The following is a 26,586-nucleotide window of genomic DNA, read 5'->3' as shown; positions in this document are numbered from 1 at the left end:
CCATGGGACGCGTTGTTGTAGCACTTGGCGGCAACGCGCTTCTCAAACGGGGGGAGGCGATGACGGCGGACAATCAGCGCAAGAACGCAAAGATTGCCGCCGAAGCCCTCGCCCCGCTCTGCGAAGCGCACGAAACCGTCATCACTCATGGCAATGGTCCGCAGGTCGGGATGCTGGCCCTGCAAGAGATCATGTATACGGATGTCGAGGAATACCCGCTGGACGTGCTGGTGGGCGAGACGATGGGGATGATTGGCTACATGATCGAGCAGGAGCTTGGGAACATCCTGCCTTTTGAGCATCACATCGCCACCCTCTTGACCATGATCGAGGTCGATCCGAGCGACCCGGCCTTTGACAATCCGACCAAGTTCATCGGGCAGGTTTATTCCGAAGCGGACGCCAAGAAAGAGGCGGCTGACAAGGGCTGGACGGTGAAACCAGATGGCGAGTACTGGCGGCGCGTGGTGCCCTCGCCCCGCCCGAAACGTATCTTTCAGGTCGAACCAATCCGTTGGATCCTGGATAAGGGCGCGACCGTGATCGCTGCTGGCGGAGGCGGCATCCCGACGATGTACCAGGCAGGCGCAGAACGGAAACTGGTCGGGGTCGAAGCCGTAATCGACAAGGATTTCGCCTCGTGCCTACTGGCGCAGAACCTTGGCGCAGATTTCTTTGTCATCGCTACAGATGCAGAAGCCGTGTTCCTGAACTGGGGAACGCCTGACCAAAAAGGTATTCGGTCGATCACCCCCGACGCGTTGGATGAGTACGACTTCCCCGCTGGATCAATGGGTCCCAAGGTGCAGTCCGCACAAGACTTTGTGCGATCCTCGGGCGGTCGGGCCGTTATTTGCGCGCTTGCTGACGTTCCTGCAGCCGTTCGCGGTGAAAAAGGTACGACGGTATCGCTAGAGGCGGGGGAAACACAGTTTCACTAGGCCCGAAGAATAGGCTTTGTTGATTGTAATGCCTTCTATGGGACACCGGGGTCGACACTGCGCGCTGCGCGTCACTAGATCGTGCGTATGGGTTATCAGGCCATAAAATTTAACTTCCTCTGACATCCTTGTGGGCGGAATGCTGGCCAGGCACAATGCAGACCCTCTGCCAAGAAGTTGACAACGAATGGGTGCTTCAGGATGTCCATTCTAGCACCTTCAGTGCCGTTCTAAGCAAAGGTAGCGTCAGAGCCATTTCAGTCCGAACATTTCCTTCAGCGCAGACAACAGAAGCGTGGGCAGTGCGGCGATGAAGAACACTCCGAGCAAATGCGACAGAGGCAGGGAAACTGTTCCAAGCACGAAATGTCCAGCGCCGGTGTAAATGGCGAGAAGAGACAGCAATATGGAAATGCTCACCGCTCCAAGCAAGGTGCGGTTGCCGAGCGGCGACTTGCGGTAGAGCGTGGAGGTCGTTCGGGCGTCGAAAATATGCCAGATCTGGGCAAAGATCAGTGTCATGAACGCTGCTGTCTGGGCGTGTTCCAAGGAGGCGCCTCGTTCGAGAAACTCCTGGAAGACATAAAAGGTCAGCAGGCCGAGCAGCGTTCCCCGGATCAGGATCCGCTCCTTCATTCCGCCGCCGAACAGATTATCGTCGCGCGGGCGCGGTGGGCGCTGCATCAGGTCGGGTTCCGCTTTCTCGAAGCCGAGTGTCAGAGCCGGTAGCCCATCCGATACAAGATTCACCCAGAGGATCATCAGCGGTGTGATCGGCAGGAGCGGGTCTGCTCCCATCAGTAGGAAGGCGAACAGGATCGTTGAGACCTCGGCCACGTTGGCGGTGAGCGCCTGCCGAATGAATTTCAACAGATTGTCGAAGATGCGCCGGCCTTCGCGGACTGCCGTCACGATGGTGGAGAAATTGTCATCGAGCAGCACGAGGGCAGCGCTGTCCTTGGCGACCTGCGTGCCGGTGATGCCCATGGCGACACCAATATCCGCCGCTCGCAGAGCGGGCGCGTCGTTGACGCCATCCCCGGTCATTGCCGCCACCTCGCCATTCTCCTGCATGGCATTGACGATGCGCAGCTTGTGCTCCGGGGTCACCCGGGCAAAGACGGCCGCGTGCTGCACCATCTCTTTCAAATCCTGATCGCTCATCTGGTCGAGCTCGACCCCGGTATGAACCGTCTGCGCGTCGCTGGTGCGAATGCCGATCTGTTCCGCAATCGCTTGGGCGGTCACGGCGTGGTCGCCGGTGATCATCACCGTTCGGATGCCGGCCCCGGTTGCCTCCGAAACGGCGATGGGTACTTCGCTGCGCGGCGGGTCCATGATGCCGTGAATGCCAAGCAGTACGATCCGCTGCTCGGGATCGGCGTGGTCCAGATCCTCTTCTGCCACCTCCCGATAAGCCACGGCGAGGGTCCGGAGCGCCTTCTCGCCGAAACTGTCGATCACCGCCTCGATCTCTTCCCGCAAAGCCGGGGAGATCTCAAGCGTTTCCCCGGCCATGCGGACATGGCTCGCCCTTGACAGGATCACATCAGGCGCCCCCTTGGCGCCGAGTACAGTGCGCCCATCCGGCAATCGAGCGAAGACAGACATCATCTTGCGCGTTGAATCGAAGGGGAATTGCTGAAGCGCCTCGACCCGCGCTTCTGTCAACTTCTCGCGGGAAATCCCGACCTTGGCCGCGGCCACGACCAGAGCGCCCTCAGTCGGGTTGCCCTGGATCGCCGGGCGCCCGTCAGCCTCGACCATACGCGCATCGTTGCAATAGGCGGAGACGGCCAGCATCTGCCGAAGATCCGTTTCGGCCTCGATCTCGGCCACGCTGCCGTCTTCGGAACGGAACTCGCCATGCGGATCGAACCCCTCGCCGGTCACTTCCCAGTCCTTGCCACCGGCCCAGCATTGCATCACCTGCATTTGGTTCTGCGTGAGCGTGCCGGTCTTGTCTGAACAGATCACCGAGGTCGCGCCGAGCGTTTCTACAGAGGAAAGCCGTCGCGCCAAGGCGTTGCTGGCAACCATGTTTTGTGATCCCAGCGTCAGAACGATGGTGACTACTGTCGGCAGGCCCTCCGGGATCGCCGCGACCGACAGCGAGATTGCCGTGTTCAGCATCTCAGCCGCATCCATTCCATTGACCACGCCAATGCCGATCACGATGGCGACCACGATCAGGGCCGCCATGATCAGCACCTTGGAAAGGCCCTCGATCTTGAGTTGCAGCGGGGTCTTTGGCTCTTTCGCAGAGGACATGAGGGCAGCGATGTGACCGACCTCGGTCTCCATTCCGGTGCCCACGACAATGCCTTCACCAGCGCCGCCAGTGACCTGCGTGCTCATGAAGCCCATATTCAGACGATCGGCCAAAACGACGTCTTCGTCCTCGATCGGATCGGCATGTTTGTCGACCGGTTCGGATTCTCCCGTCAACGCGGCCTCGTCGACCTGCATCCGGCTGGCGGTGACAAAGCGAATGTCGGCGGCCAGAATGTCACCGGCTTTTACTCGCAGAATATCGCCCGGCACGAGATCCGCCGCCGGTACCTCGACGATCTCGCCGCCGCGGCGCACGAAGGCCTGCGGTGCAGACATCTCCCGCAGGGCTGCCAAGGACTGCTCGGCCTTATATTCCTGCCAGAAGGAGATGAAGGCGTTAAAGACGGCGATCGCGAATATCGCAATCGCATCAACCCAATGCCCCGTATAGGCCGAGACAAGAGCACCTGCTATCAGGATGATCAGCAGCGGGCTTGCGAATTGCCGCAGGAGCATCTTCCATGGCGGAACTGTTGCAGTCTCTTCCAAGCGGTTTGGACCGTGTGTTGAAAGCCGCTTGGCCACCTCGTCCGGATTCAATCCCGTCTCAGGGTTCACGCCGAGGTTTTCGGCGACCGCTCTACCGTCCAACACCCAAGGTGCGTTCACGTTTCCAAGAACCGATGGGGTTGTCTGTGCGAAACCTGACATTCTCAACTCCGAATGAGCAATTGCGTGAACGGATTAGTCTTGGGGTGCCAGTGCCCATTCTCAGCCAATGAGCCAACCTGCGCAGTTCATTGACGGTTCTCCAATTTGTGATGCGCACGCCTTTATCCAGATACCAGCAGCGACGGAGCTTTGTCATCTGCAAAATCGAGAAAGGTCAGAAAAGCAGATGTCCGCCATTGAATGGAATACGCCCAGCCTAGAGAGACCGCGGTTAGCCGACATTTAGGCTCTTCCTGTCAAGGGCAGCAATGTCCGCATTGCAGACTTTGATGCATGCTGCAGCTAACGACAGCTTTGAGCCCAACTCGGACATAGCATAATCGTTTTGCGTGCGCTCGCGGCGCAGATTTCGCTGCAAGCCGATCTGGAAGAATGGCTGCACCACTACAACCAAGAGCACACTCATCAGGGCAAAATGTGTTGCTGAAGAATACCCTTCCAGACCATGATCGAGAGCAAAGAGATCAGGAAGCAAAAAATCCGGAACCAAACTTAATCTGGCATACACCACAGGAAAAACGGCCAACTGTCAGATCACATCGGAACCACTACATGTCAGTACATCAGCGACGCCGAGCAAACCCAGGGCTTTCCGATACGCCATTTCGCCACACGTTCAACCCCTTGCAGCGTCGACAAATCCGCTCTCCGAACCCTTCGCTCCAGAATGGAGTTCTGCAACGAAGACACGGGCGTTCTTGCGGCACGTCATTGTGGGCGCGAGCCATGATCATATCTGCTTCGTTGTCGGAGTCTTCCATCAGTTCTTAGCCTCGATTTCTGTTTTGGTTCATACAGCGACTGGAAAAGAAAGTTTCGAGCCCTAAGCCTTGAGATTGAAGGAGCTGCCTGGTTCAGACTGTCCGATGGGACGGCCTGTAATCCGAGGGGTTTTATTAGGACGAACCGGCATTCCTTCGTTCTCAGCAGCTTGGACAGCGAAAGCATACCGAGAACCGCTTCCGCATCCTCGCGGTATGGCTCGTTGATCTGATGATCCGTCGTCTGCCTCAGAAATGAGCGACTCCGAGTAGAGGTGCCGAAGTTGAGTCTCAGACACACCATCTGCTTCCATGATCAATTGCACCATCGGATCGGCCAAAAGCTGGTCGAGCAAGAACTGCGACAACTGCTTTGAAGACAGTTTATCCTTTGCGCGGGCTCTCTCCAAATCAGTAAGAGAAACGGTCAAGGTACGCGCCAGACCGGGGTGAGATTTCCGTGGATGCAGACAGATTAACACCGATGCTTTCCAGGCTTCTGGGCCCGAATAATCTGGTGGTGCGGAAAGCTCAGTTTCTATGTCGTATTCGCCTGCCGGGAGTAATTCGTCGAAGCCAGGGAAAGAAAACGGCCTGGAAAAGACTGCGATTGTCTTGCTGATTATCTGGTTCATTTGGGTAGTTCTCCTTTGCTGATACTGCTCGCTCGGAGATGCAGACAAGAACAAGCCACCCACTCCCGGCAGGGTATTATCAGTTTTGAGGTTTAGGCTTTGATTTTTCGGGGACGACGTCAGGCGCTTCAGACGTAACTTCTTTTTTCGGTACGCTCGCATCGTTTTCCTTTAGCGCGGCAGCCGCTCTGGTCGTCAGGTCTTTGAAAGACATCATTTTGATCCTTTGATTGTCCGCAACACCCACGAGCCCAGATGGGGTGTGAAAAGTGAATGCGGCTACGTCCAATATAGGGATTGGGTGCCTCATTTACTACGTAGAGCCGTAGAATATGACGGATGGCTGAAGCAGAACCGAGGCGGCGGCACCTTGGCGCGCTACCTTCGATTCGAGTATGGGCGATCAGTGTTCGCTGCGTTGCAGTCAACCAAAGCGCTATCACCATGGAAGACCTTTGCTACATCGGGCGCAGCCATGCAGCGCGAGAGCGCGCAATAGTTCAATTTCAGCTTCACCTCGCCACCAGGGCGAAGCAGAAAATTGGTGTTTTCAACAACGATATGATCACTGGTGGCTCCGACGAACGTGACGCCAGCAGGGAATATTAGACCCGCCGCATCAGTGTCCTGGAGTCCGATCGCAAGGATCGACCGAGTATTCGAAGGACTGTCTAAAGTCACACACTGCATTGAAGGTATAGGATAATTCAATTGCAAGGGATTTGGATTTGATTTGGTCTTCGTTTCGATCACTTCCGCCCAAAGCGTGAAAACATCTGTGTAAAGCCCGTCGATCGCGTACCCCGAAACGGGATCGGTACCCAGCAGGATGGCCTCACCCAGACGCAGGTTGTTGATTTTTCCAGTCGCCCCCTTGCCAAGCGCCCATGGCAAACTGGCTGAGCCGCCGCCTGACACTGTTTCCAGAGCGGGTCCATTTGCAAGTTCGGTGCCGACGGCAAGCGACGAAAGCAATTCCATTGCTCCTGCAGAGGGTGCCACATGACCCAGACAGGCAAAATTTGCACCAATCCCCTTCAGAGAAATCCCTTCCATTCTAAGAATTTGAGACACAGTGCTTTCAATGTGTTCAGGCAAGATGCCTTCCCGCATATCCCCCATTTCCACCATCAGGATAATATTGTGAGTAATGTTCTTCCCCAGCGCCTCGATGGCCAGGCTGGCGATAATGTCCATCTCAGTGTTGAAGCTGACATCGCAGTTATCAAGGACTTGCGCGACCTGGCTCAGCATGGGCGTTCGGATCAAGGATATAGAGCACGAGATTCCAGCATCGCGCATACGCATGATATTGCTGATCCGCGCGTCCGCCAGCCCTGTCGCGCCACCTTCAAGCATAGCATTCGCAATCTCAGGATGACCGCAAACGGCTTTTGTCACACCTGTCACCGTAATTCCGCGGGGTCTAAGGTGGTCGACCAGGAACCGTGTGTTGTACCGAATTTTGTCCAGATCAACGTCGATACGCAGCTTGCTCATTCAATGGTCGTAGCACGTACGGGTTGCAAGCGCGGAAAGGCAGATAGAACCATATTCACCAAGTTTTTTGGAGGACGGTTCAATGCGTCAGTGACCGGGAGATACAATTTGCAGTTGTAGTCTGTGATGGCCTTTGAAATCTCAACATCATTCATTCCTTCATGGTTGATCGTCATGCCAATTACCTCTGTGTTCGCAAAAGCCTCGATCAGGGTGATTTCATCGCAAGGGTCGGGCATAGTCATGCTGGGGAAGTCGCATCGACGTTTTCGTTTAGGCGCGTGTTGAAGAATAACTGCATGTGGCTGACTGCCTCGCAGAATGAAGGCTGATGTGCAAAAAGCCGGATGGCTTAGCGCGCCCTGGCCCTCGATCACTATTACATCCGGGTGCTCACCCTCTGATGCCGCAACGACAGCGCGCTCAAGTTCGCCACAACAAAATTGCGGCGGCACCGAATCCATCGCGACACCATACTTGGTGCCCTGCATCAAACAAGTTTGGCCGGTGCCGACCAAAACTGTCTTGATCCCATGCGCGTTAAGTGCGCCTGTCAGGATTGTCGCGGTTGTACGCTTTCCAATTGCACAATCGGTGCCGAACACCGCGATGCGGATCGCCTGGACGTCTCCAATACTGCCATCTAACAGGCGCAGGTCGGGATTTGGCCGCGGCTTGCGAATGTCGCGTATCGTGACATCGTGAATTTTGGCAAATCCTGCGAGCTCCTTGTCATCGCTAAGAAATTCATGCAGCCCACTGACGATGTTCATTCCGAGCGTTATCGCATCCACAACAACTTCGCGATCCTCAAGGGACATTCTGCCGCTGGCCGGCGCCATTCCGTAAATAAAAGTGTCGGGGATCGTAGCTTCATTAGCGACGGCGGCATCAAGATCATCGAAGATGGGAACCTGATTTGCGAAGTTATCAAGCACTTTGCCACTGTCACAACCGCCATACGTGCTGTCGATCACCGAAAGAACGCGATAGGCCTGTGAATGTCGAACGAGACCATTAGCCGTCTTGCCATCGATCTTTGCGAAGTTTCCTTCGCAATACACAATTGCAGTCGGTGTATCTGTCACGAGTGTCTTGCGGTGAAGCTCTGGAAAAACTGCTTGTTCAGGCGCCAGCTTTTGCGCATCGCTGGCAATGAACTGCTTGGCATCCGACGCAATGGGTTCGGGTTTCATATTTGTTCCTTTTTAGAGTGTGAAACGCGCGTCCTTGGTAAGGACGGGCAAAAACTGTGAAGTTTGGGAAAGTGGGCTTTCTGTCTGAATTCTCACTGGTTCAGAACACACAGCCCTTCTGATCGATGATAGTTTTTGTGGCATTGCCACCCATTGCCGGATCGGTCGATATGGGCATTTGCCGGTAGCTCGATTGCATTGCAGCGATCACCGGACGCCTCGTAGCCACGTTCGCATTTCCATCCAACTCCATGGATCGCGTCATCGTAGAAAGCATTTTCAGGCACAAACACGGCATCGCACCGTCCGTCGCGCTCAAAATACCCACGCTCGCACGTCCAGGGACGCCCGCTGGTTGATGCGTTCAGAAAAGCGTTTTCCGGCACCGCTACTGCCACGCATGCTTCTCCGTCTTTTTCGTAGCCACGGTTGCAACGCCATGCAGATCCATAAGTGCTATTCGTCAGGTAAGCATTATCCGGCACCACGATTTTCTGGCAGCTATCGTCTACTCTTGTGTATCCACGCAGGCACCGCCACCTCTCACCTGATGGATCGAGATATCCACCCTCAGGCACAATCACTTCAGTGCATGAGGTGCCGCCAACTTCAACAAAGCCATGCATACATGCCCACCCTGAGCCATAGGTTCTGTTTGTGGGGTAGGCATTTCCCGGCACGACAATGGCCACGCATTCTTCGCCTTTCAACTGATAGGACAAATCGCATTCCCAACCGTCGCCATACTTTTTGGGATGCGCGTTATCCGGGATCGAATTTGTTTCGGCCGATGCGGGACTTGATGAGATAAAGGAGCCCGCCAAACTGCTGAAGACGACAACAAACAACGCAGCCATTAAGTGAGCGCAAAACCGGTACTGATTTTTTCGATTTGCCCTGATGCAAACGGCGTTGTCCGAATGTTGAGTGATTGAGTTACGATCCATCCAGGTTCAGCCCCTCTATACAGGCCTGCGCCAGGTCTTTGTTAGGAGTTTGGGATCCCGGCACCGTTGCCCAGCCAGCCGCCATGACGGCATCCTTCTGCTTGAAAGAAGAAGCCTCTTTGATCGTCGTTATTTTTTCGGCGCGTTGGGCGTCAGTTCTCGCCATGTCGACGCAGACCGGAACCAACGCAGCGATTACATTGTCGCGGGACATGGCGTTGGCCATCTTGTCCGCGCTACCGCCGGTCATCCATCCACCCCATGAAAATCCAACGACGCCTACGAAAACCCCGCCGATCAGAGCACCGTAGATTCCGGGTTTAAGCCATTCGGGCGTGTTCATAATCTATTCCTCCTGCGGGGAAAGCGCCGCATCGCTGTCATTGTTAGATGTGGCCAAGGTCTGGTCGTGCTTAAGCGCCAGTTCAAAATCTTCTGGGTCAATTGGGCGCATTTCCGTGCGGCCTGGCTTGCTGCCTTTGCCCCGAACTGTCAGGTAGGTTCCGGTTCTGCGATATGCTTCGAAACTCAGGCCCTGCAGTAGCTCTTCTTCGACGACTACTTCATACTCGCCTGCAGGAAGTACATCCGGGTAGCCGGACAAAGAGAACGGATTTGAAAACGTCACCAAAGAACTGGACGATCTTGTGCTCACCTTTGTCCTCCATTTAGTTTGTTGGATCTTCCCCGCGCAGTCTGCCGCGGTACACGCTCGTAAGCGCCGCGGTAGTACTGGCGTTGTAATTTAGAATAATGTGCAAATGGCAGGCGCGCGCTGATCGATGTTAGTCGGCGGCCAATGACCTGAGATTTTATTGGAATCTCAAATGCATTTGGTGCCCGAGGATCAGGCACACTGCCAAAAATTGACTAACCTGCGTCAGTGCAACGATGTTTGGATTCCGGCAACGTGATGTGTGTTGGCGGGATATTTGCTGGCGTGTTCTTAACGAGTAATTGAGAAGCGCAGGAAATCCAGTACCGCAATCGGACTGTATTTATCTTGCGCTTCTTTTTCAGTGAAATCCCAAATCTGCCGAAGCGAATTCCGTCTCTAACAGGCAACGATCATCAAAATCCCGGCATCGCTGTAGGGGTGAACTTATTGCTTCAACAGTGGCCCGGCCTGATCCAGATAAGTGGGGTCAAAACCGGCCAACGTCACCAGTCCTTCATAATCATCAAATACCACTTGCCCGGATTGAAAAGTAACCAGCCCCTTCTCCCGCAGTTGCCGTAGGACACGATTAACATGTACGGCACTCAGTCCCAGTGCATCGGCAAGGTGGTATTGTGTCAGTGGGCAGGCGTATCCCGTCTTGCTTGCCATCCCGACCTGAGTCAGCCTCACACCAAATTCCAATAGAAAATGCGCCATGCGCTCACCCGCATCTCGCCGTCCTATGTTGACCAGGTGCTCAACCACCATCGCTTCATCTCGAGAGACCGCCCAAAGAATTGCTGTCGCCAGCCGGGGCGTTTGCGCAAATGCTTCCAGGAGATCATCCACTACTACTTCAATGGCTTGGATTTCCATGATTGGTTCTATGCTGTGATCCGAGGTGTGCAGCAGAACGCTTCGCAAGCCCAGAAAGTCACCCGGTATTTGGAAATCGACGATCTGACGCGACCCGTCAGTCTGGGTTTTGTAGGAACAAACCCAGCCCGAGGCCAGAATGTAGGCAGCCTGCTCTGATTGCCCTTGATGCACAAGGTCACGTCCGGCTTCAAAGGTTCTGCGACGCTTGTGCAGGCGTGCCAATGCCGCAAGTTCAACCTCAGTCAGAGCGACGAAGTTTGAAAGCTTTCGGGTGAGTGGACTGTTTTTGATAGTGCGCAAGTGTTCTTCCTTCATCGATGAGCAGCCCGCGAAACTATCCGACGCCAAGACTGCTTTCGATCAGTTAAGTATACAGCAATCTATGCCAGTATGATGCAATTCATTGTGGCGCTTCCTTGCTTGGACGCCTGTTAAAAAAGGACGTCTACCATGGCTGACCGGCAAGACCACTCAGGAATGGCCGCACTCTCAATTTGTGAAGCGCTTTTGCTTGCAATCAAAGATCGTGAGCTCCTGCCCGAACATGAAATTGTGGGAGTTCTGCGTGACGCAGCTGCTGCCCACGAAACAGCGGTCGGCAATAACGATGAAAAGGATATGCACCAGGCCGTCGCCTTTCTCATTAGCCGGATCATTGCTTCCGGCTATCGGGTTCGGCAGTAGCGTAAAGTCCCGTATCGGAAAAACAAGATTATGCTCGTCAAAAAAGCTTAACAGCAAGAAGACACAAAATTGGCGTCTCGTTTCTAATCAGTTCAAACACGAAGCAAAAACCAATGTTTCAATACTTGCCATATCCCGCGTCTTGCTCGTCCGACCGAGCCGCGGCGAAGGTACGGTTCCCGTTAACGCAAATACAACGGCTGCGAATGACCTGATTGGTGACACTTGCCGCGACGCAACAATAAGTATGCCGCGACCGCGAGCAAGTGCTGCTTTAGCGAAGGCTCCAGATCGAAAGACGGCAAAGTCAGCTTACCGTGAGTTCACCAAAGCCCAGATTTCGCTTGCGCAGCGAACGGCAGGAACGCAGGCAGCAGCAGCATCCGAGGGGTGCACTGGATGTCTCCTTTGGGCCGAAATTTAACCCAAAAACTCCAGTGACCAAATCACAGGGCAATCTGTGCGTCAAACCCAGGGAATTTTTAACATAACCATAGTTATCTGTACCGCAGATGGCCAACATGCGCTTGGCCTTACCAGCTGATCCTTACAGGAAGCATCGCCCAAACCATGGTGGCCTCTTTGTCTGTTCGATTGCGAAACCGGTGTGCGATCATCGAGGGGTAAGAAAAACTGTCGCCCTTGCGCAGGACGATGACTTCGTTGTCAAGACGCAGCTCGACTTCTCCGGTCAAGACAATCGCATGCTGTTCACCTTCAAATGAATATCCTTCCAACGGCTCTGGCGGGGTGCCCGCGCCCGGGCGAAAGCGGGACAGGATCAGATAACATTGCCCCGATAGAGTGCTGGATAGAAGCTCATCCTCGAAACCAAGTTCTTCGGTTGTCCGCGTGTACATGCCCGACAACGAGCGGCGGTTTTCTGCACGGACAACATGTTTGCGTTCAAGCGAGCCTGCTCCTGATTGTTTGGGAAAGAACCAGTCGGGATCCACTTCCAGAGCCGTGCTGATTTCTGTCAGGAGGTCTTCAGATACCTTCGCCGAGCCAAGCTCGATCCGGCTCAGGTAGGCGGTCGAACAGGATACGGCCTCGGACAAGTCATTCAAGGTCAGTCCGCGCGCCTTGCGTACTTCGCGGATTTCACTGCCCAGTCGCTGGGCATCAGTGTCTGGAAAGTCGTTTTTCATGCATTCGAGATAAAAGATTTTTGTTGATTTTTCGAGAGAAATTCAACTTAGTTGAAAAGAGAGCTGAAATTCAACTAATCACGATCAACTGGGAGGACATTATGCGCTTTGATTTGATTGCCAATTTTAGCCCTGGTGAGACGATGGATCTGTTGCAAACTTTTTGCCATTGACGCTCAAAAACGCAGAGAGTGAATAGCGGCCGGTGTAATTCAGCCGAAAGTCAGTTCATGATTTCTTTCAAGGGTGCACAGTATCCGAAAGATGTGATCCTATTCGCAGTATTCTTCTACGTTCGATATGGTGTTTCATACCGTGACCTGGAGGAAATCATGGGTGAGCGCGGTGTTTCGGTGGACCACACTACACTGAACCGCTGGGTGAAGAGATACTCTAGCGCGATTGCCGAGGCCGCGCGTCGCCGCAAAAAATCTTGCGATCGTTCTTGGAGAGTGGACGAGACCTACATCAAGGTGAAAGGGGCGTGGGTATACCTCTACCGAGCTGTCGACAAGCACGGTAAGACGCTTGATTTCATGCTTTCGCAGCGTCGAAACAAACCCGCCGCCACCAAATTCTTTGCCCGGGCACTGGAGGTCAACGGCCTTCCAAGAAAGATTGTCATCGACAAGAGCGGAGCCAACACAGCCGGCATCAAGGCCATAAACAAGATGTTGAAAGGCTTTGGTTGCCCAGTCCAAATTGAAATGGTCCGGCGGAAATACTTGAACAACATTGTGGAACAGGACCACCGTTTCATCAAAAGACGAACTCGCCCGATGCTGGGGTTCAAAGCCTTCGCATCAGCAGCGGCAACGTTGGATGGAATTGAAGTGGCGCACATGATCCGCAAAGGTCAACTCACGCCCGGAATCTGTCCGTTTCGTCAATTTGCAGAACTGGCGGCATAGGCAGCGGGTTCGGTGTCAACTCTTCGTTTAGTCAGAAACTTCGCAACAGAGCCGTCTTCCCCCCGCTTCGGGTTCAAACAACATGGCACGTTCCGGGCGAACTTTTATGCCGATCCGTTCGCCCTGTTTGCTGCGCTGATCTTCGCGTTCTTCGACGATCAGTTTGTCGCCATTCGGGGTCAACAGATACGAATAGCTCACACCGCCCAATGCTTCTGTCAGGTCGACCGTGCAGGTATCACCCGACCGATCAACTTCGATATGCTCGGGCCGAATGCCCAGAGTGACCTTGGTCATACCTTGAGGCACAGCCACACTCATCTCTAGTGGCTCAGCCAACGCGGGATGCAAAATCTTGCCGTCCTTGAAATCACATTCCAGAAAGTTCATGGCCGGGGAGCCGATGAATCCGGCGACAAAGCGGTTATCCGGATCGCGGTACAAGTCCATTGGCGCGCCGACCTGCTCGATCCGTCCGTCGCGCAGGACCACAATCTTGTCAGCCATGGTCATGGCCTCGACCTGGTCATGGGTCACGTAGATCATCGTCGCGCCAATCTCGTTGTGAAGGCGCGCAATTTCAACACGCATCTCAACGCGCAGTTCTGCGTCCAGATTGGACAAAGGTTCATCAAACAAAAAGACCTCGGGCCCACGGACAATCGCTCGGCCAATGGCGACCCGCTGACGCTGACCGCCCGAAAGGGCCTTGGGCTTACGCTTGAGATACTGATCCAGTTTCAGGATGCCCGAGGCCTCTTTCACTTTCTGATCGATCTCGGATTTCGCGACGCCATTCATGCGCAGCCCGAACCCCATATTCTCGGCAACTGTCATGTGGGGGTACAAGGCATAGGTCTGAAAGACCATTGCAACGCCCCGCTTGGCCGGGTCCATATGCGTCACGTCCCGCGAACCAATGTGAATTTGCCCTTCGGACGTTTCCTCAAGCCCCGCAATCATCCGAAGCAGCGTGGACTTGCCGCATCCCGAAGGCCCGACAAATACACAAAACTCACCATCTTCGATTTGCAGATCAATACCGTGAATAACCTGCGTTTCGCCGTAGCGTTTAATCGCCTGGTTCAGAGTTACACCCGTCATGTCGCTTGCTTCCTGTCGCTATCGGTGTTTGGGCCGGCTTCTGGGAACCGCCACGCTTGTACTTCGGCACCTATTTGTTCGGCCACGCGGCGAACTCGGGGTACCCATGTTTCCAGTTGGTTGAAATTCATGCGCTCGGTGCTTCCCGTCACCGAGATTGCCCCCAACATCCGTCCGCTTGCCGTCAGAATTGGGCAAGCGACGCAAATGATTCCGGGCTCGTGTTCTTCGTCGTCAATCGCATACCCGCGCTCGCGTATTAGATCGAGGTCGGCCCGCAATGCATCTTCGGATGCCAAGGTTTTTTCCGTGAACCTATGATAGCTTTGCTGTGAGACCGCATCATCCAATGCATCGCTTGCAAGATACGCCATCATCGCCTTGCCGACACCTGTGCAATAAGCGGGGCCGACCTTTCCAGCTTGTGAATACATCTCGATCGGCTGCGTTGCATTTCGTTTATCAACATACAGCACCTGACCGGCATCCATCTGGGCCAGATGCACGGTTTCACCCGTCTCGCGGCTTAGAGCATCCAAAAAGGGTCGCGCGATTGGCGCAAGCGAGCTTTGTGTCCATGCCGAATGGGCCAACCGGACCAGACGCAATCCCGGCATATAGGTTTGCCGGTCCGGGTCGTATGACAACATACCCTGATTGGTCAGGGATTGCAGGAACCGATATAAGGTTGCCTTGGGAAATTCACTGCTATCCAGCAGCTCTGCAAATCTAACAGGGCGCTGAAACGCAGCGACCTGATCCAGCACGTCACATGCTTTGCCTATTGTTCCGTCACCTGCCACGAGCGTTCTTTCTCCTCCCATTGATCCATCGGCATCCGCACGAGGGTCTTGACAAGGCTAACCGATTCGATGTGTAGTTTTCAATATATAAAACTCGGTTTCAATATTTGGAACCAAATGGAAGCTAAGGGAGGAAACTATGCATTCCATTTACAAGCGCACGACGGCTGCGCTGGCCATGAGCGTTGCACTCGCTGTTCCAGCCTATGCCGAACTGACTGGTGAGCTGCGAATCTTTCTTGATACGTCCAACCCTGCGCCGCGCGCGACGATGGAAGCGATGATCGACCGTTTCGCGGAACAACATCCCGGTCTGGAAATCGAGACCACGGTTATCGACCGCGAGGCATACAAGACCCAAATTCGGAACTTTCTAACCGCCGACACGCCAGATGTCGCGACGTGGTACGCTGCCAACCGTATGAAACCCTATGTCGAAGCCGGCCTGTTCGAAGATGTGTCCGACCTGTGGGCCGAGCCTGAGATCGCTGAAAACCTCGCATCGACCAAGGGTGCAATGACCATCGACGGCAAGCAGTGGGGCGTGCCCTATACCTACTATCAGTGGGGTGTTTACTACCGCAAAGACATCTTTGATGAGCTGGGCCTGTCCGAGCCGACCACTTGGGAAGAAGAACTGGCAAACTGCCAGAAAATCGTCAATTCAGGCCGCGCCTGCTATACGATCGGCACCAAGTTCCTTTGGACCGCTGGCGGCTGGTTCGACTATCTGAACATGCGCACCAACGGCTTCGACTTCCACCAGCAACTGGCCAATGGCGAGGTGAGCTGGGAAGACGACCGCGTCAAACAGACCTTCGCGAACTGGAAGCAACTGATTGATATGGGCGCCTTCATCGACAACCACCAGACCTATAGCTGGCAGGAAGCCCTGCCCTTCATGGTCAATGGTGAAGCGGCCGCCTACTTGATGGGTAACTTTGCCGTCGCGCCGCTGCGCGAGGCGGGCCTCAGCGACGATCAACTCGACTTCTACCAGTTCGTTGCCATCAACCCCGATGTTGAACTGGCAGAAGACGCACCAACCGATACGTTCCACATCCCGTCGAACGCATCGAACAAAGAAGCCGCGCGCGAGTTCCTGCGGTTCGTTGTTTCGGCTGATGAGCAGACGGAAATCAACAACGGCTCGAACCTTGGTCAACTTCCGGTCAATGCCAAGTCTTCGGTCGATAACGACAAATTCCTGAACCAAGGCTTCGAGATGCTTTCGTCGAACAGCCCCGGCGGTGTCGCCCAGTTCTGGGACCGCGACGCTCCGGCGGAAATGGCCAAGGTGTCGATGGAAGGTTTCCAGGAATTTATGGTCAAACCTGACAACGCGGACAAGATACTCGCCAAGCTCGAGCGCGCACGTGAGCGTATCTACGACAACTGATCCGGCATAGGCCGGGCGAAAGCCCGGCCTGCGTCACCCTCAATTGTAGGGCGGGCTTCAGCCCGCCTTCACCCCACCAGACCCGAGATACCTCATGTCCGCTGTCGACACCCCGGAACAAGAAAGCTGGTTCCACCGAAATCAACAACGCATTGCGCCCTGGCTGTTTCTGGCCCCCGGCCTGTTGTTTTTCATGGTCTACGTGATCATACCGGTCTTTCAGTCCTTCAATTTGTCACTTTATGAATGGGACGGGCTTGGCTCGGCCGAATATGTCGGGTTTCGCAACTACGAAGACTTGTATTGGGAATGGGTCGACCGGGATGCCTTCTTTGTATCACTAAAGAACAACCTGATCTGGCTGATCCTTTACCTGGCAGCTATCCCGGCGGGTTTGTTCATCGCTCTTTTCCTGAACCAGACGGTTTGGGGCATCCGACTGTACAAGTCTCTGTTTTTCTTTCCCTTCGTGATTTCTCAGGTCGTTGTCGGGCTGGTTTTCACATGGTTCTATGACCCGACATTCGGTCTGCTGAATGAATTTCTAGGCGTCTTCGGCATCGAACCCCTGAATGTTCTGGGCGATGAGCGCTTCGTCACCTACGGTATCATCTTCGCGGGCCTCTGGCCGCAGACGGCGTATTGCATGATCCTTTATCTGACGGGCCTGAACGCAGTGGACCCCGAACAGATCGAGGCCGGACGTCTGGACGGCGCCAAAGGTGTGCGCATGTTATGGCACATCATCCTGCCGCAACTGCGCCCTGCCACATTCATTGCCTTTGTCGTGACAATCATCGGCGCGCTGCGGTCCTTCGACCTGATCTCGATCATGACCCAAGGGGGGCCGTTCGGATCATCCCGCGTGTTGGCCTATTACATGTTCGAGGTTGCGTTGTCCGAATATGGTTTCCGCATGGGATACGGCGCGGCCATCGCGGTGATCCTGTTCCTGATCATGCTCTGCTTCATCGCCTATTTCCTATGGTCGATGTACCGCGAAGAGAGAGGGCACTGAGATGTTTCCCAAACCTATCGAAAAGCAATCTCGCGCGGCGCAGATTTCGTATCAGGCCATGTTGCCGCTTGCCCTTCTGTTGTGGCTGGGGCCGTTGTTGGCTGTTGCTCTGTTCTCGGTCAAACCGGCTGCGGACTTTACCAATGCGAACTACTGGGGCCTGCCGTCCAGCTTCGAGGGCGCCTTCAACTATGGGCAAGTCTTCTTCAACTCGGACATGCCGCGGTATCTGCTGAACTCGTTCCTGATCACAATCCCAACGGTGATCGGGGCTGTCGCTCTTAGTTGCATGACCGGGTTTGCGCTGGGGATCTACAAGTTCAGATCGAACCTATGGATTTTCTTCATGTTCGTGGCGGGTAATTTCGTACCGTTCCAAATTCTGATGGTTCCGGTGCGCGACCTGACACTGCAACTGGGTCTGTACAACACCAAAACCGGACTTGTCCTGTTTCACATCGCGTTCCAAACGGGCTTTTGCACACTGTTCATGCGTAACTTTATCCGCGCTCTTCCGTTCGAGTTGATCGAAGCGGCCCGGGTCGAGGGTATCAGCGAATGGCGCATCTTCTGGTACGTCGTCCTGCCGCTGATGAAACCGGCGATTGCCGCACTCAGCGTGCTTATCTTTACCTTCATCTGGAACGATTACTTCTGGGCCGTCGTCCTGACCCAAGGCGCTGAAAGCCAGCCGGTCACTGCAGGTATCACCAGTTTCAACGCGCAATTCCGGGCCGCCTATCAGCTCATGAGTGCGGGCTCGATCGTGGCAGCGCTGCCGCCGGTCGCCATGTTCTTTCTCATGCAGAAGCATTTCATCGCGGGGCTGACCCTCGGTGCCGTAAAATAACGCCAAACCAAAGGTTTGCAAAATGACCAAGATTGCTTTCGTTGGAGCAGGCTCCACGATTTTCATGCAGAACATCGTGGGTGATGCGCTGCTTACCCCGTCCCTGTCGGGCAGCCACTTTGCGCTGATGGACATAGACCCAGAAAGGTTGGCTGAAAGCGAAGCCGTAGCCAAAGCCATGATCCGGTCGGTCGGGACAGGCGCAACGGTCACCACGCACACAGACCGACGGGCGGCGCTTGACGGCGCAGATTTTGTGATCACCGCGTTTCAGGTGGGCGGTTACAACCCCTGTACGGTTACTGATTTCGAAATCCCAAAACAATACGGCCTGCGCCAAACCATCGCCGACACACTGGGCGTTGGCGGCATAATGCGTGGTCTGCGGACCGTTCCTGTTCTCTGGGGCGTCGCGCAAGACATGATGCAGCTTTGCCCCAACGCAACGTTGCTGCAATACGTCAACCCCATGGCCATCAACACCTGGGCGCTGGCCGAGCAATTCCCAGCATTAAAGCACGTGGGTCTGTGCCATTCGGTCCAGAACACAATCGAGGAACTGGCGCATGATCTGGACCTGCCCAAACAGGAAATCCGGTACAAGGTCGCGGGTGTAAATCACGTCGCGTTCTTCCTGCGGCTTGAACACGAAGGGCGCGACCTCTACCCGGCGCTTCGTCAGGGCTATGCCGGCGGGCAGATTCCCAAAGCTCCGTTGTTGATGCCTCGGTGTCCGAACAAGGTGCGATACGAAGTGATGGATCACTTGGGCTATTTCTGCACCGAAAGCTCGGAGCATCTGGCCGAGTATGTCCCTTGGTTCATTAAAGAGGGGCGGCATGACCTGATTGACCAGTTCGGGATTCCATTGGACGAGTATCCGACACGTTGCGAGGAACAAGTCGCCAATTGGAAGGAACAGGCCAAAACGCTTACCGATGGCCGCAACATCGAAGTAAAGCGTAGCCATGAGTTTGCCGCCGATCTGATGAACGCGATTGTCACGGACACACCCTATGTGGCTTATGGCAACCTGCCCAACACTGGACAGATTCCGCAATTGCCGTTTGGCGCGGCCGTTGAAACACCCTGTCTTGTAGACAGCAATGGTGTTCAGCCTTCCGTTGTGACGGATATACCGCCGCAACTGATTGCCCTGATGCGCACTCAGATAAACGTACAGGAACTGACCGTACGGGCTTTGGTCGAACAAAATCCAGAGTTCATTTACCACGCTGCAATGATGGATCCGCACACAGCTGCCGAATTGGATTTGCGCCAGATCCGCAATCTGGTCAGCGATCTTCTGACAGCACATGCCGATTGGCTGCCCGATTGGTGCCAACCCGCCAAAGCCGCTTGAAAGGGCAAAGTTCATGACCAAGAAACGCCGCTCGGAACATTGGTACGGAAAGCTGGACAAGGACGGCTTCATTCACCGCTCGTGGATGAAGAACCAAGGTTTCCCTGATCACGCATTTGATGGCCGCCCGGTCATTGGCATTTGTAACACATGGTCCGAATTGACCCCATGCAACTCGGGCCTGCGTGATCTGGCCGAGGGCGTCAAACGTGGCGTGTGGGAGGCCGGAGGCTTTCCCGTCGAATTCCCGGTCATGTCGCTGGGCGAGACACAGATGAAGCCGACCGCGATGCTGTTTCGCAACCTTCTAGCCATGGATGTCGAGGAATCCATTCGGGCCTATGGTATCGACGGTGTCGTCCTGCTGGGCGGCTGCGACAAGACAACGCCGGGGCAGTTGATGGGTGCGGCCTCGGTCGATCTGCCGTCCATCGTGGTCAGCTCTGGCCCGATGCTGAACGGCAAGTATCGGGGGCAGGATATCGGTTCGGGCACGGATGTCTGGAAGTTCTCAGAAGCCGTGCGCGCCGGAGAGATGACCCTGCAGGATTTCATGAACGCTGAATCCGGCATGTCGCGCAGCGCGGGTGTCTGCATGACGATGGGCACGGCCTCAACCATGGCTTCATTGGTCGAGGCGATGGGTATGAGCCTGCCTACCAACGCCGCCCTTCCCGCCGTTGACGCTCGGCGCATGGCGCTGGCGCATCTGACCGGCAAACGGATTGTCGAGATGGTGGACGAAGACCTGAAACCATCTGACATCCTGACAAAGGAAGCATTTGAAAATGCCATCCTGACCAACGCGGCGGTCGGCGGATCGACCAATGCGGTCGTGCACCTTCTGGCCCTGGCCGGTCGGGTCGGAGTGGACCTGACGCTGAAGGATTTTGAGATCGGGTCAGACATTCCCCTGTTGGTGAACTGCATGCCCTCGGGCCAATACTTGATGGAAGACTTCTGCTATGCAGGCGGTGTTCCGGTAGTTTTGAACGAATTGAAACCCTTCCTACGACCCGCGAAAACCGTGCTGAACAAGGATGTCTCGGCCCATTACGAAGGGGCTGAATGTTTTAACCGCGATGTGATCCGCGGCTTTGATGATCCCGTGAAACCTGCAGCGGGTCTGCGCGTACTGCGTGGCAATCTGGCGCCCAACGGGGCGATCGTGAAACCCTCGGCCGCAACAGATGAATTGCTTGAGACCGAGGCTGAAGCCTATGTATTTGAAAGCATCGAAGATCTGAAAGCCAATATTGACCGCGAAGACCTGCCCGTCACACCCGACACCATTCTGGTCCTCAAGGGGTGCGGACCCAAGGGGTATCCGGGGATGCCCGAGGTGGGCAACATGCCGATCCCGGCCAAACTGGTGAAAGACGGCGTGCGCGACATGATCCGTATCTCGGACGCGCGCATGTCCGGAACGGCTTTCGGCACCGTCATTCTGCATGTAAGCCCCGAAGCACAGGCGGGTGGCACGCTGGCGCTGGTCAAAACTGGCGACCGCATCCGTGTATCCGCCAGCAAGGGCGAGCTGGAACTTTTGGTTGACCAAACCGAGCTGGACGCACGCCGCGCAGCATGGCAACCGGACGAACCGCACTACTCCCGTGGATACGCGAAACTTTACATTGATCACGTCTTGCAGGCCGATCAGGGCGCGGACCTTGATTTCCTAGTCGGCAAAGACACCCGCCTAGTTACTAGAGAGAGCCATTGATGGATCAACCAGCCACATTTCACGACCTGAACGAGGCCACAGTCTACATCACCGGTGGCGGATCGGGTGTTGGCGCGTCGCTGACCGACGGGTTTATGGCGCAGGGCGCAAACGTTGCCTTTATCGGCCGGTCTGACGCCAGCGAATTTGTCGAACAGATGCGCAACAAACATGGCCGAGCCCCCTTGTTCATGCAGGGCGACATGACGGATACCGGGTTGCTGCACGCGACGATGAACAAGGCGGCCGAGGAATACGGCCCAATCAACGTGTTGGTGAACAACGCCGCGAACGACAAGCGCCACTCTCTCGAAGAAACCACACCCGAATTCTGGGACTGGATGATCGAGGTGAACCTGAAAGCATATTACTTTGCCTGTCAGGAAGCCGCTCGGCAGATGCAGGGCACCGGCGGGTCGATCATCAATTTCAGTTCGATCAGCTACATGATGGGCAACGCCGGTTATCCAATTTACACAACCTCAAACGCCGGGATTACCGGGATGACCCGGTCGCTGGCGCGTGAGCTTGGGCCGCAGAATATCCGGGTAAACGCCCTGGCGCCCGGCTGGGTGCTGACGCAAAAGCAGTTGGATATGTGGGCAACGCCCGAGGATCTGGCCGCGCATTTGGACCGGCAATGCCTCAAGGAGCACCTGACGCCAGAAGACATGATCGAACCAACCTTGTTTCTGGCCTCGCGGGCCAGCCGGGCGATGACGGGACAATGCATGGTTGTCGACGGTGGCGTGGTGGTGACGGGGTAATGCAATGAGCGCTGAATGGATCGCGGCAGACTGGGGAACCTCTCATCTACGAGTTTGGGCAATGCAGGGTGAAAAGATTCTGGATCAAGCCGAATCCGACAAAGGCATGGGTCGTCTGAGTAAAACCGAATTTCAGTCGGCACTGTTGGACCTGATCGAAGACTGGCTGGGCGGCACGACAACCGACGTTGTCGCGTGCGGTATGGTCGGGGCAAGGCAAGGCTGGGTCGAGGCCCCCTATTCCACTGTTCCTGTTGCCCCTCTTCCGTCGGCCCCAATCCGCGTGCCCAACACGGATCCACGCATTCGGACGTTTGTTGTGCCGGGGTTGAAACAAAACGCTCCGCCAGATGTCATGCGCGGCGAAGAAACCCAGATCGCCGGATTTTTAGCTGGCCGCCAAAACTGGGACGGCGTCCTATGCCTGCCGGGGACGCATACCAAGTGGGTGCAGATCAGTGCCGATGAGGTCGTCAGTTTCCGGACGTTCATGACCGGTGAATTGTTTGAGCTTTTGCGCGGACAATCGGTTCTAAGACATTCGGTCAGCGAAGGCTGGGACGACGTCGCCTTTGCCGAAGCGGTCGCGGACACCTTGTCGAAACCGGAACAGCTTGCAGCACGGTTGTTTGGTTTGCGGGCCGCTGATTTATTGCGCGGTGAAGATCCTGGTGTCGCGCGGGCACATCTTTCCGGGTTTCTGATTGGCGCGGAACTTGCGGCGACACGCCCTTACTGGTTGGGTCAGCAAATCGCAATCATTGGCGCCGAAGGTATCGCAAATGTCTATGCAAGCGCCCTCAAGCAACAAGGCGCTCTTGTTGAGACTGTTAACGCAACCCAATCCACATTGGCGGGTCTGTTTCAAGCCCGCATGCTGACGAGGCAAACTGTATGAGCCGCCCTATCATTGCCATCCTTCGTGGACTGCAACCCACCGAAGCAGCCGAAATCGGACATGCCCTGATCGAAGCAGGCATTGACCGGATCGAAGTTCCGCTGAATTCACCCGACCCGTTAGACAGTATCTCAATTCTGGTTGAGAAGTTTGGCGATCAGGCATTGATCGGAGCGGGAACCGTTCTGACACCCCAGCAAGTAAACGATGCGGCCCGCGTTGGCGGAAAGCTTGTCGTATCGCCAAACTGCGACCCCGAAGTCATCCATCGCACGGTTGAACTGGGCATGCAGAGCTGGCCCGGAGTTTATTCTCCAACCGAAGCCTTCACCGCGCTCAAGGCGGGGGCGACGGGGTTGAAACTGTTTCCCGGTGTAATGGCGGGGCCCTCTGGCCTGGCGGCATTGCGTCCGGTCCTGCCTGCGGGATCGCTGATCTTTGCTGTGGGCGGTGCCGGCCCTGAGAACTTTGCCGAATGGATAAAGGCCGGTTCTGACGGTTTCGGCATAGGCTCTGCGCTGTTCAAGCCGGGTCTGTCGGTGCAAGAGGTCGCCGACCGAGCGCAGCGGATCGTATCAGCTTATGACACGGCCGCCGGATGAGCCCGGTCTTTGACAATCGCCCCTGCGAATTGGGCGAAGGACCGTTATGGCACCCCGAAAGGCATCAGCTTTTCTGGTTCGACATCATCAACAAACGCATGATGTCGCAAGTAGACGGCGAACAACTTAGCTGGGAATTTCCGGAACATGTTTCGGCCGCGGGATGGGTGGATGAGAACACCTTACTGATTGCGTCCGAAACCGGGCTGTGGCGTTTCGATCTGTCAAGTAACACGAAAGACCTTGTCATGCCGTTGGAGGCTGACAACCCTGTCACGCGATCAAACGATGGCCGCGCCGACCCTTGGGGCGGGTTCTGGATTGGCACGATGGGTAAAAGCGCCGAGCACGGTGCAGGCGCGATCTATCGCTATTGGCAAGGTGAATTGCGACAGCTTGTTCCCAATATCACGATCTCGAATGCCATTTGTTTCGCACCGGACCGGTCCTGCGCGTACTACACCGACACAGTGACCAAACAAGTTATGCGTTGGGCACTAAACACCGAAACCGGATGGCCCGAGGGCAAAAGCACGGTTTTCCTCGATCTGCGGGTGGATGGTTTGAACCCCGATGGCGCAGTTGTGGATACGGAAGGGAATATCTGGATCGCGCAATGGGGCGCACACCGGGTGGCGGCGTATGACGCTGATGGGCAGTTCCTCAAAGCGGTGACCTTTCCCGCTGCACATGTCTCATGCCCGGCATTTGGCGGCGCAGAGCTGACTACACTCTATTGCACAACCGCGCGGGAGGGTTTGGATCAAACCACCCTCTCACAACACCCCTCGAACGGAATGACCTTTGCCGCTTTTGATGCCGGCAAAGGGCAACCAGAACACAGAGTCATCCTATGAAGCCAGAACTTGGCGTTTGTTACTATCCCGAGCATTGGCCCGAGGAAATGTGGGCAGACGACGCCCGACAGATGATCGAAACCGGACTGAGCTGGGTTCGGATCGGTGAGTTTGCCTGGAGCCGACTGGAACCGACCGCAGGTGACCTGCAATTTGACTGGTTGGACCGGGCTGTTGAAACACTCGGGTCGGCCGGGCTTAAGATCGTGATGGGAACACCAACTGCGACGCCACCAAGATGGATGCAGGAAAAACACCCCAACATGCTGGCGATTGACGCGCAAGGGCAGCCGAGAAAATTCGGATCGCGCCGACATTATTGTTTCAGTCACAAAGGCTATGTCGCGGAATGCGCACGTATTGCCCAGATCATGGGCGAGCGTTACGGGGCTAATCCCCATGTCGCCGCTTGGCAGATCGACAATGAATACGGCTGCCACGACACGACACTCAGCTACAGCGACCCTGCCCTGCGCGCCTTTCAAAGCTGGCTTGAGGACCAATACGGCACCATTGATGCGTTGAACTCTGCCTGGGGTAATGTGTTCTGGTCGATGGAATACGATGGGTTCGATCAGATCGACCTGCCAAATCAGACCGTGACAGAACCAAACCCAGCGCATGTTCTGGCCTTTCGTCGGTTCAGTTCTGATCAGGTGGTAGAATTTAACAAGGCGCAAGTCGACGCTCTGCGCCCTCTGACAAACGCGCCCCTATTGCACAACTACATGGGGCGCACACTGGAGTTTGATCACTTCAAAGTCGGGGCAGATCTAGATATCGCCACATGGGACAGCTATCCCATCGGGTTCCTGTCAGACAGGCTTGAGGCTGATGAGGCGCACAAAACCGCCTTTCTGCAGCAGGGTGATCCCGACATGCAGGCGTTTCATCACGACCTTTATCGCGCGGTCGGGCGCGAGCGCTGGTGGGTCATGGAACAGCAACCGGGGCCGGTGAACTGGGCTCCGTACAATCCGGCACCCCTGCCGGGGATGGTGCGGCTTTGGTCGCTTGAAGCGGTGGCTCATGGCGCCGAAGTGGTCAGTTATTTTCGGTGGCGGCAGGCTCCGTTTGCCCAAGAACAGATGCACGCAGGGTTGTTGACGTCGAACAACAAACCTGCACCGGGCTTGTCCGAAGCGCGGCAAACTTGGGGTGTGTTGTCCCAACTAGGCGACGTCCAACACAGCAAGGCCGATGTTGCTATCCTTTTCGACTATGCGTCTGACTGGGCGTGGGCAACCCAACCACAAGGCGCTGGATTCGATTACTTCCGCCTGGTGTTTTCGGCCTACCGCGCCCTGCGGCGGGCCGGGCTTTCCGTCGATTTCCTATCCGCGGACAACGTCCCCGAGAACACTTACAAAGTGATCCTTGCGCCGGGTCTGGCCAGTGTGGACAACGACCTTGAGATGCGCCTGAGCAAGGGATGTGCTCTGGCTGTCCTCGGCCCGCGCACGGGGGCAATCACGTCGGATTTCCAAATCCCCAGTACGGGGCGCCCTGGCTTGTCGGGTTTGGCCTGTGAGGTTGATCTGGTTGAGACCCTGCCCCCATCAGTAACACGCAAAGTCGAGGGTGTTGGTGCCGCCCAGCACTGGGTTGACCGCTTGTCTGGATCAGCGCCCGATCTGCTGACCTTTGAGGACGGCACTTCTGCCCTGAAAGGCGAAAACGGGTTTTGGTATCTGGCGGGCTTCCCCGATGAGGCGCTGTGGGATCGCGTGATCAAAATGGCCTCGCAACAGGTGGGATTGGCGCTGCACCCAATGCCCGGCGGCCTTCGTCGGCGAGACACCAAGGGCCATACATTCCTGATCAACTACAACGCAGTACCGGTGGAATGGAACGGTACAAAGATCAACGCGTGCGACGTGGCCATATTGGCAAAACATACGCCCGAAGAGGGGTAATCTCTTCGGGCGCA

24 protein-coding genes and 1 pseudogene are annotated in these 26,586 nt (G+C 55.6%); 14 read left to right on the top strand and 11 right to left on the bottom strand.

What is annotated here, in order from left to right; genetic code table 11:
* The first annotated feature begins 2 nt into the window (after positions 1 to 2).
* A complete protein-coding gene (gene arcC, locus ACT2B1_RS20865; protein WP_170654229.1) occupies positions 3 to 941 on the top strand; it encodes a carbamate kinase in 939 nt (312 codons plus the stop codon).
* A 246-nt stretch (positions 942 to 1,187) separates the two neighbouring features.
* Here arcC and ACT2B1_RS20860 read toward each other — a convergent pair whose 3' ends face one another.
* Entirely contained in the window at positions 1,188 to 3,926 is a 2,739-nt protein-coding gene (locus tag ACT2B1_RS20860) for a cation-translocating P-type ATPase (protein ID WP_481669103.1), read from the bottom strand.
* A 370-nt stretch (positions 3,927 to 4,296) separates the two neighbouring features.
* Between ACT2B1_RS20860 and ACT2B1_RS20855 the strand changes: the two are divergent.
* Positions 4,297 to 4,443: pseudogene (locus ACT2B1_RS20855) on the top strand (IS481 family transposase); the annotation flags it as partial.
* 327 nt (positions 4,444 to 4,770) lie between these two features.
* Here ACT2B1_RS20855 and ACT2B1_RS20850 read toward each other — a convergent pair.
* The 7 genes from ACT2B1_RS20850 to ACT2B1_RS20820 all read right to left on the bottom strand — a co-directional run bounded on the left by ACT2B1_RS20850 (position 4,771) and on the right by ACT2B1_RS20820 (position 10,841).
* The gene (locus tag ACT2B1_RS20850) at positions 4,771 to 5,343 is read right to left on the bottom strand and encodes a hypothetical protein (RefSeq protein WP_481669102.1); all 573 of its coding nucleotides are present in this window, start codon (positions 5,341 to 5,343) and stop codon (positions 4,771 to 4,773) included.
* Between the two features lie 378 nt (positions 5,344 to 5,721).
* Entirely contained in the window at positions 5,722 to 6,843 is a 1,122-nt protein-coding gene (locus ACT2B1_RS20845; protein ID WP_481669101.1) for an alanine/ornithine racemase family PLP-dependent enzyme, read from the bottom strand.
* Entirely contained in the window at positions 6,840 to 8,039 is a 1,200-nt protein-coding gene (locus ACT2B1_RS20840; protein WP_481669100.1) for an N-acetyltransferase DgcN family protein, read from the bottom strand. Before ACT2B1_RS20840 ends, ACT2B1_RS20845 begins: the two co-directional genes overlap by 4 nt.
* A gap of 92 nt (positions 8,040 to 8,131) precedes the next feature.
* Positions 8,132 to 8,896 carry a hypothetical protein gene (locus tag ACT2B1_RS20835; protein ID WP_260027323.1) on the bottom strand — a complete coding sequence of 255 codons (765 nt, stop codon included), beginning with the start codon at positions 8,894 to 8,896 and terminating at the stop codon, positions 8,132 to 8,134.
* Positions 8,897 to 8,975: 79 nt separating this feature from the next.
* Entirely contained in the window at positions 8,976 to 9,329 is a 354-nt protein-coding gene (locus ACT2B1_RS20830) for a hypothetical protein (RefSeq protein ID WP_170329075.1), read from the bottom strand.
* A gap of 3 nt (positions 9,330 to 9,332) precedes the next feature.
* Entirely contained in the window at positions 9,333 to 9,641 is a 309-nt protein-coding gene (locus tag ACT2B1_RS20825) for a hypothetical protein (protein WP_170329073.1), read from the bottom strand.
* A gap of 447 nt (positions 9,642 to 10,088) precedes the next feature.
* Positions 10,089 to 10,841 carry a Crp/Fnr family transcriptional regulator gene (locus ACT2B1_RS20820; protein ID WP_481669099.1) on the bottom strand — a complete coding sequence of 251 codons (753 nt, stop codon included), beginning with the start codon at positions 10,839 to 10,841 and terminating at the stop codon, positions 10,089 to 10,091.
* Between the two features lie 135 nt (positions 10,842 to 10,976).
* On the opposite strand from ACT2B1_RS20820, the gene ACT2B1_RS20815 reads away from it, so the two are divergent.
* The gene (locus tag ACT2B1_RS20815) at positions 10,977 to 11,210 is read left to right on the top strand and encodes a hypothetical protein (RefSeq protein ID WP_260027321.1); all 234 of its coding nucleotides are present in this window, start codon (positions 10,977 to 10,979) and stop codon (positions 11,208 to 11,210) included.
* A gap of 533 nt (positions 11,211 to 11,743) precedes the next feature.
* Here ACT2B1_RS20815 and ACT2B1_RS20810 read toward each other — a convergent pair.
* Entirely contained in the window at positions 11,744 to 12,361 is a 618-nt protein-coding gene (locus tag ACT2B1_RS20810; protein WP_481669098.1) for a helix-turn-helix domain-containing protein, read from the bottom strand.
* A 230-nt stretch (positions 12,362 to 12,591) separates the two neighbouring features.
* Between ACT2B1_RS20810 and ACT2B1_RS20805 the strand changes: the two genes are divergently transcribed.
* On the top strand, positions 12,592 to 13,272 hold the full coding sequence (locus ACT2B1_RS20805; RefSeq protein ID WP_353392075.1) for an IS6 family transposase: 681 nt from the start codon (positions 12,592 to 12,594) through the stop codon (positions 13,270 to 13,272).
* 27 nt (positions 13,273 to 13,299) lie between these two features.
* Here the strand turns inward: ACT2B1_RS20805 and ACT2B1_RS20800 are convergent, their stop codons facing one another.
* Entirely contained in the window at positions 13,300 to 14,376 is a 1,077-nt protein-coding gene (locus ACT2B1_RS20800) for an ABC transporter ATP-binding protein (RefSeq protein WP_481669097.1), read from the bottom strand.
* Complete coding sequence (locus ACT2B1_RS20795; RefSeq protein ID WP_171125208.1) at positions 14,373 to 15,179, bottom strand: IclR family transcriptional regulator; 807 nt, start codon at positions 15,177 to 15,179, stop codon at positions 14,373 to 14,375. The genes ACT2B1_RS20800 and ACT2B1_RS20795 overlap by 4 nt, the downstream gene beginning before the upstream one ends.
* 139 nt (positions 15,180 to 15,318) lie before the next feature.
* Between ACT2B1_RS20795 and ACT2B1_RS20790 the strand changes: the two genes are divergently transcribed.
* From ACT2B1_RS20790 to ACT2B1_RS20745, 10 genes are all read left to right on the top strand, one after another.
* Positions 15,319 to 16,578, top strand: coding sequence for an ABC transporter substrate-binding protein (locus tag ACT2B1_RS20790; RefSeq protein ID WP_171212365.1), 1,260 nt, complete (start codon positions 15,319 to 15,321; stop codon positions 16,576 to 16,578).
* A gap of 94 nt (positions 16,579 to 16,672) precedes the next feature.
* Positions 16,673 to 17,596, top strand: a complete 924-nt coding sequence (locus tag ACT2B1_RS20785) for a carbohydrate ABC transporter permease (RefSeq protein WP_171125093.1) — start codon at positions 16,673 to 16,675, stop codon at positions 17,594 to 17,596.
* A 1-nt stretch (position 17,597) separates the two neighbouring features.
* Entirely contained in the window at positions 17,598 to 18,446 is an 849-nt protein-coding gene (locus ACT2B1_RS20780; RefSeq protein ID WP_171123295.1) for a carbohydrate ABC transporter permease, read from the top strand.
* A 22-nt stretch (positions 18,447 to 18,468) separates the two neighbouring features.
* Complete coding sequence (gene melA / locus ACT2B1_RS20775; protein WP_481669096.1) at positions 18,469 to 19,809, top strand: alpha-galactosidase; 1,341 nt, start codon at positions 18,469 to 18,471, stop codon at positions 19,807 to 19,809.
* Between the two features lie 13 nt (positions 19,810 to 19,822).
* Entirely contained in the window at positions 19,823 to 21,532 is a 1,710-nt protein-coding gene (locus ACT2B1_RS20770) for an IlvD/Edd family dehydratase (RefSeq protein WP_481669095.1), read from the top strand.
* Complete coding sequence (locus ACT2B1_RS20765; protein WP_171239292.1) at positions 21,532 to 22,299, top strand: SDR family NAD(P)-dependent oxidoreductase; 768 nt, start codon at positions 21,532 to 21,534, stop codon at positions 22,297 to 22,299. Before ACT2B1_RS20770 ends, ACT2B1_RS20765 begins: the two co-directional genes overlap by 1 nt.
* Positions 22,300 to 22,303: 4 nt before the next feature.
* Positions 22,304 to 23,197: a 2-dehydro-3-deoxygalactonokinase gene (locus tag ACT2B1_RS20760; RefSeq protein ID WP_171239291.1), complete on the top strand. Its 894-nt coding sequence runs from the start codon at positions 22,304 to 22,306 to the stop codon at positions 23,195 to 23,197.
* Complete coding sequence (locus ACT2B1_RS20755) at positions 23,194 to 23,799, top strand: 2-dehydro-3-deoxy-6-phosphogalactonate aldolase (RefSeq protein WP_171125103.1); 606 nt, start codon at positions 23,194 to 23,196, stop codon at positions 23,797 to 23,799. The genes ACT2B1_RS20760 and ACT2B1_RS20755 overlap by 4 nt, the downstream gene beginning before the upstream one ends.
* On the top strand, positions 23,796 to 24,656 hold the full coding sequence (locus tag ACT2B1_RS20750; RefSeq protein WP_481669094.1) for an SMP-30/gluconolactonase/LRE family protein: 861 nt from the start codon (positions 23,796 to 23,798) through the stop codon (positions 24,654 to 24,656). The genes ACT2B1_RS20755 and ACT2B1_RS20750 overlap by 4 nt, the downstream gene beginning before the upstream one ends.
* Positions 24,653 to 26,572 carry a beta-galactosidase gene (locus ACT2B1_RS20745; protein ID WP_481669093.1) on the top strand — a complete coding sequence of 640 codons (1,920 nt, stop codon included), beginning with the start codon at positions 24,653 to 24,655 and terminating at the stop codon, positions 26,570 to 26,572. Before ACT2B1_RS20750 ends, ACT2B1_RS20745 begins: the two co-directional genes overlap by 4 nt.
* Positions 26,573 to 26,586 lie beyond the last annotated feature (14 nt).

Source organism: Ruegeria sp. S263 (assembly GCF_056780525.1).
The sequence above is the reverse complement of the archived record's forward strand: the minus strand, read 5'-3'. Positions and strand labels throughout refer to the sequence as shown.